This is a genomic window from Stenotrophomonas sp. ATs4, from assembly GCF_051861585.1.
Classification (GTDB): Bacteria; Pseudomonadota; Gammaproteobacteria; order Xanthomonadales; family Xanthomonadaceae; genus Stenotrophomonas; species Stenotrophomonas maltophilia_AS.
The window spans coordinates 82,564-98,256 of sequence record NZ_JBLYPK010000007.1 but is presented as its reverse complement, the minus strand read 5'-3'; the positions used below and the strand labels follow the sequence as shown (position 1 = coordinate 98,256).

Below are 15,693 nucleotides of genomic sequence, written 5' to 3'. Positions count from 1 at the left end.
GCAGTTCGAACGCGAGCCCCGCGAAGGCTCGATGGCCGATTTCCCTAACGGAACCCGCCATGAGCTTCGCCACCAGTACCGCCGTTCGCCCCGAACCCTTTGTCCCCGTCAGCGTGCCGGTCGAAGACCGCGTGCACGCCGAGCGCGGCGAGTTCGCCGCGGTACTGCCGATGCGTCACGCCGGCCCCAGCCCGGTGCGCCTGCGTTATGAGTGGGTCGGCCCGGCCAATGCGCCGGTGGTGGTACTGGCGGGTGGCATCTCCGCCCATCGCCATGTGGCGTCCAACGCACAGTTCAGCGAGAAGGGCTGGGCCGAAGACCTGGTCGGCAGTGGGCGCGCGCTGGATCCGCAGCAGCTGCGCGTGCTGGCCTTCGATTTCATCGGTGCTGACGGCGCATTGGACGTGCCGATCGATACCGCCGACCAAGCCGATGCACTGGCGCTGCTGCTGGACCATCTCGGCATCCGCGCGCTGAAAGCGTTCGTCGGCTATTCCTACGGCGCACTGGTTGGCCAGCAGTTCGCGATCCGCCACCGCGCCCGCGTGCGCCAGCTGGTGCTGGTCAGTGGCGCACATCGTCCGCATCCATATGCCGCCGCCTGGCGTGCGCTGCAGCGTCGTGCCGTCGCGCTCGGCCAGTTGCAGTGCGGCGAGGACCACGGCCTGGCCCTGGCGCGGCAGTTCGCCATGCTCAGCTACCGTACCCCGGAAGAATTCGGCGAGCGCTTTGACGCCGCGCCGGAAGTCATCAATGGCCGCGTGCGCGTGGCGGCCGAAGATTATCTCGACGCGGCCGGCGCGCAGTACGTCGCGCGTACGCCGGTGACCGCCTACCTGCGTCTGTCCGAATCGATCGACCTGCACCGCGTCGACCCCGCCGCGATCCTGCCGCCGACCGTGGTGGTGGCCGTGGAGGGTGACCGCCTGGTGCCGCTGGCCGACCTGGTCGGCCTGGTCGAAGGGCTGGGCCCGCGCGGCAGCCTGCGCGTACTGCGCTCGCCCTACGGCCACGACGCCTTCCTCAAAGAAACCGATCGCATCGACGCGATCCTCGCCACCGCCTTCCGCACTTCTGGAGAGTCCGCATGAGCCTGCACGCCAACGAGCCGTCCTGTAGTCGCACCACCGCCGCCGTCCGCGCCGGCATCGATCGTGACACCGCGCATGGGGCGGTCACGCCGCCGATCGTGCTGTCGTCGAATTTCAGCTTCGAAGGCTTCGGCAACAAGCGCCAGTACGACTACACGCGCAGCGGCAACCCCACGCGTGACCTGCTGGGTGAAGCGCTTGCGGAACTGGAGGGCGGCGCCGGTGGTGTCATCACTGCCACCGGCATGGGGGCGATCAACCTGGTGCTGAACGCACTGCTGCAGCCGGGCGACACCCTGGTGGTGCCGCACGATGCGTACGGTGGCAGCTGGCGCCTGTTCAATGCGCTGGCGAAGAAGGGCCACTTCGAGCTGGTCACCGCCGACCTGACCGATCCGCGTGCACTGGCACAGGCGCTGGCCACGCAGCCGAAGCTGGTGCTGGTGGAAACGCCGTCCAACCCGCTGCTGCGCATCACCGACCTGCGCTTCGTGATCGATGCCGCGCACAAGGCCGGTGCACTCGTGGTGGTCGACAATACCTTCCTGTCGCCGGCCCTGCAGCAGCCGCTGTCGTTCGGTGCGGACCTGGTACTGCATTCCACCACCAAGTACATCAACGGCCACAGCGATGTGGTTGGCGGTGCGGTGGTCGCCCGTGATCCGGCTCTGCATGAGCAGCTGGTGTGGTGGGGCAACGCGCTGGGCCTGACCGGCTCGCCGTTCGATGCCTTCCTGACCCTGCGTGGCCTGCGAACGCTGGATGCGCGCCTGCGCGTGCACCAGGAGAACACCGCGTCGATCGTTGCCCTGCTGGACCAGCATCCGGCGGTCGGCGCGGTGTACTACCCGGGCCTGGCCGATCATCCAGGCCATGCCATCGCTGCACGTCAGCAGAGTGGCTTCGGCGCCATGCTGTCGTTCGAACTGGCGAACTGTGCCGGTGACGATCCGCACGCAGCGGTGCGTGCGTTCGTCGATGGCCTGCGCTGTTTCACCCTGGCCGAATCGCTGGGCGGCGTCGAAAGCCTGATCGCGCATCCGGCCACCATGACCCATGCGGCGATGACTGCAGAGGCGCGCGCTGCCGCCGGTATCAGCGAAGGCCTGCTGCGCCTGTCGGTGGGCATCGAGGCCGAGCGTGACCTGCTGGCCGATCTCGGCGCCGCGTTGCAGCGCGCCGAAGCGGTGATCAATTCGGCCGCGCGCCGCAAACAGGTGGTGGATGCATGAGCGCGCTTGCTGCCGAAATTCCCGCACTGGGCGTGGGACGCCTGGCGCTGCTGGGCACGGGCACCGTCGGCTCTGCCTTCGTGCAGCGCTACCAGACCTTGCAGGCACGTGGGCTGGAACTGCCCAGCGTGCAGTGGCTGGCCAACTCGCGCACCGCACTGGCCATTGATCGCGACCTCGCGCTGCCATTGGAGCTTGCCCGGCGCGCGCCGCGCGATGGGCACACTCCGCCGCCGTGGGCCAACGCCGAAGGGCTGGAGCGTGGCGATGTGGTGGTCGATGCCACCGCCAGTGAAGACGTGGCTGCGCGTCACGTGCAGTGGTTGGCGCGCGGCGTGCACGTGGTGACCGCCAACAAACTGGGCCGTGGCGCGCACCTGACGCGTGCGCAGGCCATTGCTGACAGCTGCGCCGACAGCGGCGCGCGCTATGGCGACAGCGCCACCGTGGGTGCCGGCCTGCCGCTGTTGAGCAGCCTGCGTGCGCTGGTGGCCGGTGGTGACCATATCCATGCCATCGAGGGCGTGCTGTCCGGCTCGCTGGCCTGGTTGTTCCATCGCTATGACGGCCAGTCGCCGTTCTCGGCGGCAGTGCGCGAGGCGCTGGCGGCTGGCTACACCGAACCGGATCCGCGCCTGGATCTGTCCGGTGAAGACGTGCGCCGCAAACTGCTGATCCTGGCCCGCAGCAGCGGGCTGCCACTGGATGCCTCGCAGGTGCAGGTGGATTCGCTGGTGCCCGAGACGCTTGCGGCTCTGCCGCTGGAGGATGCGGTCGCTGCGCTGGAACAGCTGGATGCGCCGTTGCAGGCGCGCTGGCAACAGGCGCGCGACAACGGACGTGTGCTGCGGTTTGTCGGCCGCGTTGATGGTGAAGGTGCCCAGGTGGGCCTGCGTGAACTGCCAGCCGATCATCCGTTGGCACAGGGCGCGGGCACCGACAACCGCGTGGCCATTCACAGCGACCGCTATCAGCGCCAGCCGTTGTTGATACAGGGGCCGGGCGCGGGCGCGGAAGTCACCGCTGCCGCATTGCTGGATGATGTGTTGCGGATCGTGGGTTGACGGCCTGCCGCTGGGCTCGCCGGGCATGGCCCGGCGCTACGGTCCATGTCCGCCGGACGATGCCCGGCGGATCGGCATTTCAACGCGCCTTCAACGCCTTCAACAACGCCGCGTTGAACTGCTTCGGGTCCTGCACCTGCGGCGAGTGTCCCAGCTCGGCGAACTCGACCAGCGTCGCACCGGGAATGGCTGCAGCTGCGGCCTTGCCCAGCGCCGGATAATTGCCCAGCGTCGCCTTTACTGCAGGCGGCGCGAGGTCACGGCCGATCGCGGTGCGGTCCTTCTGGCCGATGAACAGCGTGGTCGGCACCTGCAGGTTCTTCAGTTCGTAGACCACCGGCTGGTTGAACACCATGTCCGAAGCCAACGCCTGGCTCCATGCAACGGCCTGCTTGCCCGGGCCTTCGTACATGCCCGACTGCATCCGCGCCCACGGTTCATACGCCGGCTTCCATTTGCCGTCGTAGTACACGTCCAGCTGGTAGCGGCGGATGCTGTCATAGCTGATGTTCATTTCGCCGGCGTACCACGTGTCCACGCTGCGCCACGGCACGCCCAGCGCCTTCCAGTCTTCCAGTCCGATCGGGTTGACCAGCGACAGGCTGCGCAGGTCCTGCGGGAACATCAGCGCGTAGCGCACCGCCAGCATGCCGCCCATCGAATGACCGACAAGGTGCACCGGCACATTGCCTGGTTGCAGTTGCTGCAGCAGAGCATGGGTGTTGGCCGCCAGCTGCGCGAAGCTGTACTGGTAGCGCTCGGGCTTGCTGGATTTGCAGAAACCCACCTGGTCCGGAGCGATTACCCGGTAACCGGCAGCGACCAGTGGCTTGATCGATTCCTTCCAGGTGGCCGCACAGAAGTTCTTGCCGTGCAGCAGCACCACCACGCCGATGGGCGCCTTCTTCGGCGCGATGTCCAGGTAGGCCATTTCCAGCGGCTGCCGCTGCGATTCCAGTGCAAAGGCCTTCACCGGATAGCCGTAGTCGAAACCCTCCAGCCGCGGCCCGTAAGTGGGCGCGGCCAGGGCAGGCAGCGGAAGGCAGGCAAGCAGGGCGGCAGCGATCACGCGCATGGGGCAGTCCGGGGCGAGGGAGCCCCGAGCCTAACCGGAACGCGGTGACGGCGTCGTCCGACCGGCCAGGGACAAACGGGTAGAGTCGACTGCTAGTCGACTGCTCTTCGATCAGACCGCGAAGATCCCGCGCCGCGCGCGAAAGTCGACTAGCAGTCGACTCTACCAACTACCCCATCAGCCGAGCATGGGCTCGGCTCTACAACTCAGCACTCGATGACGTTCACCGCCAGGCCACCGCGGCTGGTTTCCTTGTACTTGTCCTGCATGTCGCGGCCGGTATCGCGCATGGTCTTGATCACCTTGTCCAGCGACACCTTGTGCTTGCCGTCGCCACGCATCGCCATGCGCGAGGCATTGATCGCCTTTACCGCGCCCATTGCGTTGCGCTCGATGCAGGGGATCTGCACCAGGCCGCCGATCGGGTCGCAGGTCAGGCCGAGGTTGTGTTCCATACCGATTTCCGCGGCATTCTCGATCTGGCTCGGGTTGCCACCCAGCGCCGCCACCAGGCCACCGGCTGCCATCGAACAGGCCACGCCCACTTCGCCCTGGCAGCCGACTTCGGCGCCAGAGATCGAGGCGTTTTCCTTGTACAGGATGCCGATCGCCGCCGAGGTCAGCAGGAAGTCGAATACGCGCTGCTCATTGGCACCGGGACAGAAACGGTCGAAGTAATGCAGTACCGCCGGCAACACACCGGCAGCGCCGTTGGTGGGCGCGGTTACCACACGGCCACCGGCGGCGTTCTCTTCGTTCACCGCCAGCGCGTACAGGTTGACCCAGTCCAGCGTGGTCAGCGGATCGCGCATCGCTGCTTCCGGCTTCGACGACAGCTCGCGGTACAGCGCCGGTGCACGACGGCCCACCTTCAGGCCGCCCGGCAGAACGCCTTCCTCACGGATCCCGCGGTTCACGCACGACTGCATCGCGCTCCAGATCTCGCGCAGGTTGGCGCGGATCTCGTCCTCGCTGCGCCAGCACTTCTCGTTCTCGAACATCAGCTGGGCGATGCTCAGGCCGCTGCGGGCGGTCTGTGCCAGCAGCTCATCGCCGCTCTTGAACGGGTAGGGCAGCGGGGTTTCATCGGGCACGATGCGGTCATCGGCCGCATCGTCCTGGTTGACCACGAAGCCACCACCCACCGAGTAGTAATCGCGGGTGGCGATCACTTCGTCTTCGGCGTTGTACGCGGTGAAGCGCATACCGTTGGTGTGGTAGGGCAGCTTCTGGCGCTTGTTCATGCCGAGGTCGCGCTTCTCGTCGAAGGCGATCTCGTGCTGGCCCATCAGCTGGATGCGCTTGCTGCTGCGGATGCGCTCCAGGGTGGCCGGGATGATGTCCGGGTCGATCAGGTTCGGCCGCTGGCCTTCCAGGCCAAGCAGTATCGCCTTGTCGGTGCCGTGGCCGCGGCCGGTCAGTGCCAGCGAGCCGTAGACATCTGCACGGATACGCGCGACCTCGTGCAGGCGGCCCGGGTCCAGCAGCCAACGGTGGATGAATCGCTCGGCGGCCTTCATCGGCCCGACGGTATGCGAGGAGCTCGGGCCAATGCCGATCTTGAAAACGTCGAACGTGCTGACAGCCATGGTTGCCGTACTGCGGGTACCGGAAGAGACCGCTATTCTAGCGGTTCATGCCGCACTTCCATGGCTGCGGCGCAGCATTTCGCCCAAGGGGACCATCCGGTGTTGACTCTGTTCCAGCGTGACGACTGCCACCTGTGCGACATGGCGCTGGCCGAGCTGGCCAAGGCCAGGGCGCCGGAGTTCGAATCGGTGTTCCTGGACGACCAGCCGGCGCTGGAAGCGCGCTATGGCGCCCGGGTGCCGGTGCTGCGTGACGAGGCTGGCGGCCGTGAGCTGGACTGGCCGTTCGATGCGGCCACGGTTCAGGCTTGGTTGGCCGTCGATCGGTAATGCCGGCCGCTGGCCGGCAGCCCCGCCATGCCCGGTGATGCCGGCCAGCGGCCGGCACTACCAGACGCGGTTTATTTCGCGTCGAACTTCACGATCGTGCTGATCGCGGTGTCGTCCGGAATGGTCTTGGTATCGGCCCAGTCACCACCGCCGACGCCAAAGTCCAGGCGCTTGACCGTGGCCTTGCCGGTCAGCACCGGCTGGGTGCCCGGCTTCCAGGTGAAGGTCAGGGTGACCGGCTTGCTGACGCCGCGCAGTTCCAGCGTGCCATCGGCGGCGAACTGGTCGTTGCCCACCGCACGGAAACCCTTGGCCGTGTAACGCGCGGTCGCGAACTTGCCGACGTTGAAGAAATCAGCGGTCTGCAGCGTCGAGTCGCGATCACTGTTGCCACTCTTGGCGCCGGCAAGCGGAATCACCACGTCCAGCGAGCCGGCGGCCGGGTTGGCCGGGTCGAAGCTGAGCTTGGTGGCAAAGCCCGGGAAGCTGCCGGTGAACACTTCGCCGTCGTACTTGGTGGCGAACACCAGGATCGAGCCAGCGCCGGGCGCCTGCGCATAGTCGGCGGCGAGCACCGGGGCGGTGGCCAGCATGCCGGCCAGGGCGGCGGCCACGGCGGCCGGGGTGGTCAGTTTCAGGTTCATCGGTCAGTCCTTCTGGGGGGAGGCGAGCCAGCCGCGCGGCAACATGCGGGACAACGTCGCATCGCGCTGGAACAGGTGGTGGTAGAGGGCAGCGCCGGCATGGGCCAGCACCACTGCGATCAACAGCCAGAAGCCGTATTCGTGGATGGCATGGGACACCGCCACGACCTGCGGGTCGGGGCCGCTGAGCTTGGGTACGTCGACCAGGCCGAACCATCGGAACGGACGCAGGCCGCTGGCCGAGTCGTACAGCCAGCCCGACAGGGGGATGGCGAACATCAGCACGTAGAGCAGCACGTGGGTGGCGCTGGCGACGCGTTCCTGCCAGCTGGGTACACCCGGTACCGGCTTGGGCGCACCGGCGTACAGGCGCCAGCCGAAGCGGAACAGCACCAGCGCCAGCACGGTGATGCCGATCGACTTGTGCGCGGTATAGACCCAGAAGTACTTGGGGGTCTTGGGCAGTTCGCCCATGGTCAGGCCGACCACGCCCAGGGCGAGGATCAGCAATGCGATCAACCAATGCAGGATCTGGCTGACACTCCCCCAGGCGGCGGGGGTGTTCTTGGCGGTCATGAAGGGTCCTCTAGGGGGCCGTCTTGTGGTCGGAGTGTGAAACGGGAGCGGGAGTTCCCGGGGCGTCACTGCGGTCGAGGGTGGCTTCAGCCTCGATCCTCAGCTGTACTGCATCACCGATGACGCCCGGCCAGGCGGTGATGCCGAAGGCGCGCCGGCTCAGCGTGGTGCTGGCGGAAAAACCGGCGGTGCGTCGGAACGGGGGCAACGGATAGCGCTTGACGGCATTGAGGCTCACGTCCAGCGTGACCTCCTGGCTGACCCCGCGCAGGGTCAGCGTACCGATTACGTGGGCACGCTTGGCGTCGATCGGTTCAACCCGGGTGGAGACGAAGCGCGCGCTCGGGAAACGCTCGCCATCAAGCAGGCTGCGAGCCAGCGTGGCCTGGTTCCACTTGGCATCGCCAAGATCCAATCGCGATACGGGGACGGTGACGTCCAGCGTAGCCTCGCGCCAGTTGTCGGGATCGAACTGCAGGCGGCCCTCACTACCGGAGACCGTACCCATCGCCTGCGAATAGCCGGCATGGTCGATGGTGAACAACACCCGCGTATGCACTGGGTCGAGGCGATAGGTGTCTGCATCCGCCCAGGCGGGGGCGGTGGCGAGCAGCATCGGCAGCAGGGCCAGGCAGGGACGCATCGATGGCGGGCTCCGGAAGGGGACGCTGCGATCATACGCATAGGCCCCTGCCAACGTTGCGTGCATGGTTGCAACAGTTCGTGGTGGGAACTTGTGTGGAAACAGCCTGTTGCAGCCATGAACCCGCCCCTGTGTGACAATCGGGACAGGACAGGGGGTTCAGGATGACGAGCGGCTGGCGCCTGTGGTGCCAAGGCATCGCGGGTACGGGACTGCTGCTGATGGCGTTTGCCGTGGCGGCTGCGACCGTGGACACGGCAGAAACACCACGCCTGCGGCGCTTCGGTGCCGCCGAAGGGTTGCCATCACGCATGGTGCTGGCATTGGCCGAGGATCGCCAGGGGCATGTCTGGGCGGCCACCGACGGAGGCCTGGTGCGCTACGACGGGGGTGGCCTGAGGGTCTGGGAGCACGATCCGGAACAGCCGGGTTCGCTGCCCGGCAACGAGATCGAGACCCTGCTGGTCGATCCGCTGGACCGTGTCTGGGTGGGCATCAACGGCAAGGGCGTGGCCCGCCTGGATGCTGATCGCGAGCGCTTCAAGACCTTCGACACGGTCAACGGCCCGTGCATGAGCCAGTTCTGGACCCTGGCCTATGCCGAGGACGCGCTGTGGATCGGCACCAGCGGCCATGGTGTCTGCCGTTTCGGCGAGGACGGCAGCCTGCGCTTCTTCCAGCATGATCCGGCACATTCTGGTGGACTGCCCAGCAACACCATCTTCAGCAGCCTGGTCGATGCACGGGGCCGTCTGTGGATCGGCACCGAAGCCGGCCTGGCGCGCTGGAATGGCAGTGGCTTTGAAACCGTGGCACCACGCGAGCTGGGCACGCTGAGCGTACTGCGGTTGAGCCAGGATCCTGACGGCTCGATCTGGGTTGGCAGCCAGAACGAGGGCCTGTACCGCATCGATGCGCAGGACCGGGTCAGCCGTCCGCGCTGGGCCGACAGCGCCAGCCTGCGTTCGGCACTGGTGCTGGCCGATCGCCAGGGCGGCTACTGGGCGGGCACCTCCGATGGGCTGCTGCGTGGTGACGCCAGTGCGCTGCGCCGGCTCGAGGCAGACCGTGGCAGCGGCTTCCTGACCGCGCAAAGCGGAGTGCTTGATCTGCTGCAGGACCATGAAGGTGGGTTGTGGGTCGCGTTGTTGACCCAGGGCCTGGCCTACCTGCCGCCGGACTGGCGCCGCTTCTCGATCTGGAATCAACTCGATGGCAAACCGCTGGACAGCCAATATCTGCTGAGTGCCGCCAGCGATGGCACGAACTACTACGTCGGCTCGGCGCATGGCGTGTACCAGTTGGATGCGCAGGGCACGCTTCGCCTGCTGGCCAGCGATCGTGAGATTGGTGGTGGTGCGGTGTGGTCGGTGCTGCCGCGGCCGGATGGGCGCCTGTGGCTGGGGCGCGCAGGCCGCATCAGCGTGTACGATCCGGCCACCCGTGCGCTGCATGACTGGCGCATCGAGGGCGGCGCCGACCTGCGCCAGCGCATCGATCTGATGCGACAGGCGCCGGATGGCACAGTCTGGCTGTCGGTGATGAACCTGGGCTTGCAGCAGCGCAGCGCCGAGGGCCGGCTGCTGCGCAGTTTCCCGCTGGACGACATCCGCGGTACCGCAGATTCGCCGATCGAGCAGATCCGTTTCGATGGTCACGGCCAGGCCTGGGTGATGGGCGACCTGGGCATCTGGCGCGAGCACGCGGGGCGATTCGAAGCGGTGCCGGGTGTCTCGCGTGGACTCATCTACGATCTGGTGTGGATTGATCCGCAACAGCTGTGGCTGGCCCGGCAGGGCGCGCTCGAGCGCTACCAGTGGGATGGCATGAGTCTGCGCCTGATCCAGCGTGTTGATGGCAGCGCCGGAGTGCCTGCGGTCAGCATGGGCGGCCTGGCGCTGGCCGATGACGGCCGCCTGTGGGCGACCACGCCACGCGGTCTGCTGCGCTGGGATCCCAAGGCACGGCGCCTGCAGCAGTTCAACGAACGCGATGGCCTGTCCGATGCCGAGTTCACCAGCCGGCCGCCGGCAGTGAACGCCGATGGTCGTGTGCTGGCCGTGAGCCAGACCGGGCTGGTCGCGTTCGACGTGAACGCGGCTGACGCGGTGCTACCGCCCTCGTCATTGGTCATTGCCGGAGTGCGCGTACGTCGTGACGATGCCCGTGGCTGGCAGCCTCTGCCGAATACAGGCACCCTGCTGCTGGGGCCGGATGACCGCGATCTGCAGATCGATGCGCGGTTGCTGTCCTACGCCAATCCGCAGGGCAATCGCTATCGCTTCCGGGTGCGCGGCTACGACCAGAACTGGGTCGAGCAGGGCGGCGATGGCCAGCGCACGCTCTCGCGGTTGCCCACCGGCAGCTATGTCATCGAAGTGCAGGCGGCGACGGCCAGCGGCACATGGACCCCGTCGCAACGGCTGCAGGTGAAAGTGCTGCCGCCATGGTGGCGCAGCGGCATGGCGATCTTCGGCTACATCCTGCTGGGATCGTTGCTGGTGGTGACCCTGGTCTGGTCGATCCGGGCGCGCCTGCGTCGCCGCCAGCAATGGCAGTTGACCGTGCACAAGCAGCAGTTGGCCGAGCAGGCGTCGCAGGCCAAGAGCCGTTTCCTGGCCACGCTGGGCCACGAAGTGCGCACGCCGATGACCGGCGTGCTGGGCATGAGCGAACTGCTGCTGGCCACGCCGCTCGACCCGGTGCAGCGCAGTTATGCCGGCTCGATCCAGCAGGCGGGCAGCCACCTGCTGCGGCTGGTCAACGATGCACTGGACCTGGCCCGCATCGAGGCTGGACGGCTTGAGCTGGACCTGCGTCCGTTCGACCTGGCCGGCCTGCTCGACCAGGTGCAGGCGCTGATGCAGCCGATGGCGCAGCAGCGTCAACTGGCCTTCCAGCGAGGTGACGATCCCCCCGGGCCGATCAGTGTCAGTGGGGATGAGATGCGCGTGCGCCAGATCCTGCTCAACCTGCTGGGCAATGCAATCAAGTTCACCGAACGAGGCCACGTCGGCCTGGCCGTGCGCCTGGATGACAACGGCGCTGGCCTCTGCTTCGAGGTGCACGACAGTGGGCCCGGCATCAATGCCGAGCAGCAGGAGCGGTTGTTCCATCGCTTCGAGCAGGCCGACGGCCCACGCACCGCGTCACGCTATGGTGGCAGCGGCTTGGGCCTGGCGATCTGCCAGGAACTGGCGGTGGCGATGGGCGGGTGCATCGAAGTGGACAGCCAGCCGGGCAAGGGCGCGCGCTTCCAGGTGCGCCTGCCGTTGCCATGGACCCGGCAGGCGGCCAACGCACAGGGCGACTCTGCGGCGTTGCCGGTGCTGCCGCCCTTGCGCATCCTGCTGGTCGAAGACGATGCCACCGTGGCCGAGGTCATCGCCGGACTGCTGCGTGGCCGCGGCCACCAGGTGGTGCATGTGCTGCACGGGCTGGGAGCATTGTCGGAGATCGCCACGGATGGTTTCGATGTCGGCCTGCTCGACCTCGACCTGCCTGCCTTGGATGGCACCGCCATCGCCCGCCAGCTGCGTACCATGGGCTATGAACTGCCGCTGGTGGCGGTCACCGCACGTTCCGATGCCTATGCCGAAAGCCAGGTGCTGGCAGCCGGCTTCGATGGATTCCTGCGCAAGCCGGTGACTGGCGATCTGCTGGTGACCGCGATTGCCCAGGCTCGCACAAAACGACAGGTCGCACATTGAAAGCGTCGGTGCCGGACGTGAACAGCGTGACTTTCGGTTTACCATGCCGACGCCCGCAGCGCGGGAATCAATCAGACGCAGCGTGAGGAGGCAATCGGTGGTGTATCTGCGGGCGGCGATGCTGCTGCTGGTCCTCCTGTGCTGCCTGTCGCCTGCTGCGGCGCAGCCGGTGCCGCCGAGCCCGCGCCAGGTGACAGTGTTCGATGGCCTGCCATCCAATACGGTCAATCGCATGGCCGAAGACCGCTACGGCTACCTGTGGATCGCCACCAACGACGGGTTGGCCCGCTACGATGGCCGCAACTACCGGATCTGGCGCTCGGAAGACGGACTGCGCGACAACCGCATCTGGACGGTGTTGGTGGATGCGCGCAACCAACTCTGGATCGGCACCGAGAACGCTGGCCTGGTGCGGATGTCGGCCGACCGTCGGCAACTGCATTTCTACGATCGCAGCAGCCAGCCGCTGATGGGCACCAACACCATCTGGAGCCTGGCAACCACGCCGGACGGCTCGGTCTGGTTCGGCACCCACGAGGGTGGCCTGTACCGCCTGGACAGCCAGGACCGCCTGCAGCGCTTCCTGCCGGAGGCGAACAATCCGCGCAGCCTGCCTGCCGCGTCGGTGCCCTACCTGGTCACCCTGGCCGACGGCAGCCTGTGGGTGGGCACCAAGCATGGCGTGGCGCGCTGGACCGGCACCGATTTCGAGCGCATCGGCGCGGACGTGATTCCCAGTCTGCTGATCAATGGCCTGACCAGCGAACCCGACGGCAGCCTGTGGATCAGCACCATGGCCGGTGCCACCGTGCGTCGTCCCGATGGTCGTTTCGAAGCGTTGCCGTGGAAGCTGCCGCAGGGCGAGCAGGTGCTCGGTATGATGCTGCGCGACGAGCAGGGCGGGCATTGGCTGGATACCCGCAGTGGCCTGGGCCGGGCGGTGGACGGCCAGTACCAGACCGTTCCCTTGTACAGCGCGGTTGCGCGCGGCCCGGTACGGCCGAACTGGACCGGCGCCTACGAGGACCGCGAAGGCGGCATCTGGCTGGCCAGCACCAATGCCGGCCTGTGGCACCTGCTGCCGCGCTGGTGGCAGTTCTCGGTGCTGTCGCGGCTGGAGGACGATCCCAGCTCGCTGCGCAATGCCTTCGTGCTGGGCACCAGCCCCTCCAGCAATGGCGGTATCTGGACGGTGGGCAGCCACGGCGCACTGGACCGCTTCGACCCGAAGACCGGCAAGATCGAGCAGCACCGTACCTGGGTCAATGGCATGTACTGGCTGACCTCGGTGCGCGAGGACCGGCGTGGGCAGGTCTGGATCGGCTCGACCGACGCATTGATGCGTTACGACCCCAAGCGTGGTGACCTGCGCCGCTGGGGCCGTGATGCCGGTGCCGACGCGACCATGGAAGGCGTCATCGAATCGATGATGACCTGCGATGGCGACAGCCTCTGGTTGATGCTGCCGGCCGGCCTGCAGCAACGCGACCTGGATGGGGGCCTGCGCCGGCAACTGGACAACGGCCAGCGTGGATTGCAGCAGGGCCAGCTCAACCTCGACGTGGAATGCGGTCCACAGGACCACATCTGGCTGGCCAGCAGCCGTGGCCTGCTGCAGTGGCTGCCGGAGAGCGAACGCTTCCAGCCGGTGCCGGGTGCGCCGGCGACGGCAATCCATGCGCTGCACGTGGGCCGCGATGGCCAGGTCTGGCTGTCCGAAGACGGGCGCCTGTCGCGTTATCGCTGGAGCCAGGGGCGGCTGGAACGACAGGCCGTGGTCGGTGCCGAACAGGGCTATCCGGCGATCTCCGCCTCTGGCCTGGTGGTTGACGCGCAGGGCGTGGCCTGGGCGACCAGTGCACGCGGGCTGGTGCGGGTTGGTGCCGATGGTCAGAGCGTGCGGCTGTATGGCGTGCATGACGGCCTGCCGAGCCAGGAGTTCCGCGAGCACACGCTGACGACCTCGGGCGATGGACATCTGGTGGCGGGCACACCGGCCGGCGTGGTGGTGTTCGACCCGGAACAGGTGCGGCCATCGGTGCGGCGTGCGCCGCTGGTGATCGAGCGTGTCGAGGTGCGTCGCAACGAGCAGGTGCTGGACCTGACCCACGACACGCCACTGCAGATTGCCGATGGCGACCGTGACCTGCGCATTGTCGCGCGCCTGCTGTCGTTTGCCGATTCGGCCTCCAACACTTACCGCTACCGGTTGGCGGGCTACGATCCGGACTGGGTTGAGGTGGGGCCAGCCGGTGAACGCCTGTTCTCGCGGCTGCCGCCCGGCAGCTATCGCCTGGAAGTGCAGGCGCGCTCGGCCGACCACGTCTGGTCGCGGGTACAGAGCCTGGAATTCCGTGTGCAGCCGCCGTGGTGGCGCAGCCTGTCCGGCCTGCTGGTGCTGGCGTCGATCGCGCTGCTGCTGACAAGCTGGTTCGCCTGGTTGTACCGCCGCCGTCTGCAGCGTCGCCACGCCTACCAGTTGGCGCTGCACAAGCAGGAGTTGGCCGAACAGGCGTCGGCGGCCAAGACCCGTTTCCTGGCCAACCTCGGTCATGAGATACGCACGCCGATGACCGGTGTGATGGGCATGAGCGAGCTGCTGCTGTCCTCGCCACTGGATCCGCAGCAGCGCGGCTACACGCAATCGATCCGCCACGCCGGCGAGCATCTGCTGCACCTGGTCAACGATGCATTGGACCTGGCGCGGATCGAATCGGGCAGGTTGGAGCTGCAGTCCAAGCCGTTCGCGTTGAGTCGTCTGCTGCAGGACCTGGCCGCATTGATGGGGCCGTTGGCCGCGCAGAAGGGCCTTCGTTTCACCCTCGACAACCAGTTGCCGCCGGGCCTGCAGGCTACCGGTGATGCGATGCGGGTACGCCAGATCCTGCTCAATCTGCTGTCCAACGCGGTGAAGTTCACCAGCCGCGGCACCATCACCCTGCACGCGCGCAGTGATGGCGAACTACGCGCGCTGCACTTCGAGGTGCGCGATACCGGCCCGGGCATCAGCCAGGAGCAACAGCAACGCCTGTTCCGCCGCTTCGAACAGGCCGATGGTGCGCGTACCGCCGCGCAGTACGGCGGCAGCGGCCTGGGCCTGGCGATCTGCCGCGAGCTGGCGCAGGCCATGCAGGGCCGGATCCAGGTCGAGAGCCAGCTGGGGCGGGGCACCTGTTTCAGCGTGACCCTGCCGTTGGCGCTGGTGGTCGACGCCGATGCCGAGGCCGCTGGTGAAGCGCACCGCGAAGAAGCGGCGAACATGCCCCCGCTGCGCGTGCTGCTGGTCGAGGACGATGCCACCGTGGCCGATGTGGTGCGTGGGCTGTTGAGCGCGCGCGGCCACGAGGTGGTGCATGCCGGTCATGCGCTGGCGGCGCTGCGCGAGATCAGCGCCGGTGACTTCGACGTCGGCCTGCTGGACCTGGATCTGCCGGGTCTGAGTGGTTTCGAGCTGGCCCAGCACCTGCGCAACCAGGGCTACATGCTGCCGCTGCTGGCAGTGACCGCGCGGACCGATCCGGATCTGCAGCAGCAGGTGGAAGCGGCCGGCATCGGCGGCTTCCTGCGCAAGCCGGTGACCGGCGAGTTGCTGGTGGAAGCGATTGCCAGGGTGATGGGAAGGTAGGGTTTATTGCAGGGCTTGCAGCCCTGCACCTGCAGAATCAACGTCAGCGTCAAAAGCCTGCATTCCGTGGGATGGCGGGGTGGGTCCGGTTGCTGTTGGTAGGTGTCGACCTTG

Annotated in this window: 11 protein-coding genes; 6 read left to right on the top strand and 5 right to left on the bottom strand. The window is 67.2% G+C overall.

All coding sequences use genetic code 11. From position 1 onward, the window contains the following. Positions 1 to 59: 59 nt before the first annotated feature. From metX to ABR323_RS13800, 3 genes are read left to right on the top strand one after another with little or no spacing between them, the layout of a single operon-like run. Positions 60 to 1,091 carry a homoserine O-succinyltransferase MetX gene (gene metX / locus ABR323_RS13810; protein ID WP_135274788.1) on the top strand — a complete coding sequence of 344 codons (1,032 nt, stop codon included), beginning with the start codon at positions 60 to 62 and terminating at the stop codon, positions 1,089 to 1,091. Next, positions 1,088 to 2,323, top strand: a complete 1,236-nt coding sequence (locus ABR323_RS13805; RefSeq protein ID WP_439449719.1) for an O-succinylhomoserine (thiol)-lyase — start codon at positions 1,088 to 1,090, stop codon at positions 2,321 to 2,323. Before metX ends, ABR323_RS13805 begins: the two co-directional genes overlap by 4 nt. Further along, positions 2,320 to 3,387 carry a homoserine dehydrogenase gene (locus ABR323_RS13800; RefSeq protein ID WP_439449718.1) on the top strand — a complete coding sequence of 356 codons (1,068 nt, stop codon included), beginning with the start codon at positions 2,320 to 2,322 and terminating at the stop codon, positions 3,385 to 3,387. Before ABR323_RS13805 ends, ABR323_RS13800 begins: the two co-directional genes overlap by 4 nt. Positions 3,388 to 3,466: 79 nt before the next feature. Here the strand turns inward: ABR323_RS13800 and ABR323_RS13795 are convergent, their stop codons facing one another. Further along, positions 3,467 to 4,462, bottom strand: a complete 996-nt coding sequence (locus ABR323_RS13795) for an alpha/beta fold hydrolase (RefSeq protein WP_439449717.1) — start codon at positions 4,460 to 4,462, stop codon at positions 3,467 to 3,469. A 206-nt stretch (positions 4,463 to 4,668) separates the two neighbouring features. Beyond that, positions 4,669 to 6,051 carry an L-serine ammonia-lyase gene (locus ABR323_RS13790; protein ID WP_135274784.1) on the bottom strand — a complete coding sequence of 461 codons (1,383 nt, stop codon included), beginning with the start codon at positions 6,049 to 6,051 and terminating at the stop codon, positions 4,669 to 4,671. 99 nt (positions 6,052 to 6,150) lie between these two features. Between ABR323_RS13790 and ABR323_RS13785 the strand changes: the two genes are divergently transcribed. Continuing rightward, positions 6,151 to 6,381, top strand: a complete 231-nt coding sequence (locus ABR323_RS13785) for a glutaredoxin family protein (RefSeq protein ID WP_439449716.1) — start codon at positions 6,151 to 6,153, stop codon at positions 6,379 to 6,381. A gap of 71 nt (positions 6,382 to 6,452) precedes the next feature. Here ABR323_RS13785 and ABR323_RS13780 read toward each other — a convergent pair whose 3' ends face one another. The 3 genes from ABR323_RS13780 to ABR323_RS13770 are packed head-to-tail and all read right to left on the bottom strand — an operon-like array spanning position 6,453 to position 8,244. Further along, on the bottom strand, positions 6,453 to 7,025 hold the full coding sequence (locus tag ABR323_RS13780; RefSeq protein ID WP_439449715.1) for a YceI family protein: 573 nt from the start codon (positions 7,023 to 7,025) through the stop codon (positions 6,453 to 6,455). Between the two features lie 3 nt (positions 7,026 to 7,028). Beyond that, on the bottom strand, positions 7,029 to 7,601 hold the full coding sequence (locus ABR323_RS13775) for a cytochrome b (RefSeq protein ID WP_135274781.1): 573 nt from the start codon (positions 7,599 to 7,601) through the stop codon (positions 7,029 to 7,031). Positions 7,602 to 7,611: 10 nt separating this feature from the next. Continuing rightward, positions 7,612 to 8,244: a YceI family protein gene (locus ABR323_RS13770; RefSeq protein WP_439449714.1), complete on the bottom strand. Its 633-nt coding sequence runs from the start codon at positions 8,242 to 8,244 to the stop codon at positions 7,612 to 7,614. A gap of 164 nt (positions 8,245 to 8,408) precedes the next feature. Between ABR323_RS13770 and ABR323_RS13765 the strand changes: the two genes are divergently transcribed. Together ABR323_RS13765 and ABR323_RS13760 are read left to right on the top strand one after the other, a co-directional pair. Beyond that, on the top strand, positions 8,409 to 11,954 hold the full coding sequence (locus ABR323_RS13765; RefSeq protein WP_439449713.1) for an ATP-binding protein: 3,546 nt from the start codon (positions 8,409 to 8,411) through the stop codon (positions 11,952 to 11,954). A 97-nt stretch (positions 11,955 to 12,051) separates the two neighbouring features. Beyond that, positions 12,052 to 15,579 carry an ATP-binding protein gene (locus tag ABR323_RS13760; RefSeq protein ID WP_439449712.1) on the top strand — a complete coding sequence of 1,176 codons (3,528 nt, stop codon included), beginning with the start codon at positions 12,052 to 12,054 and terminating at the stop codon, positions 15,577 to 15,579. The last annotated feature ends 114 nt before the right edge of the window (positions 15,580 to 15,693 follow it).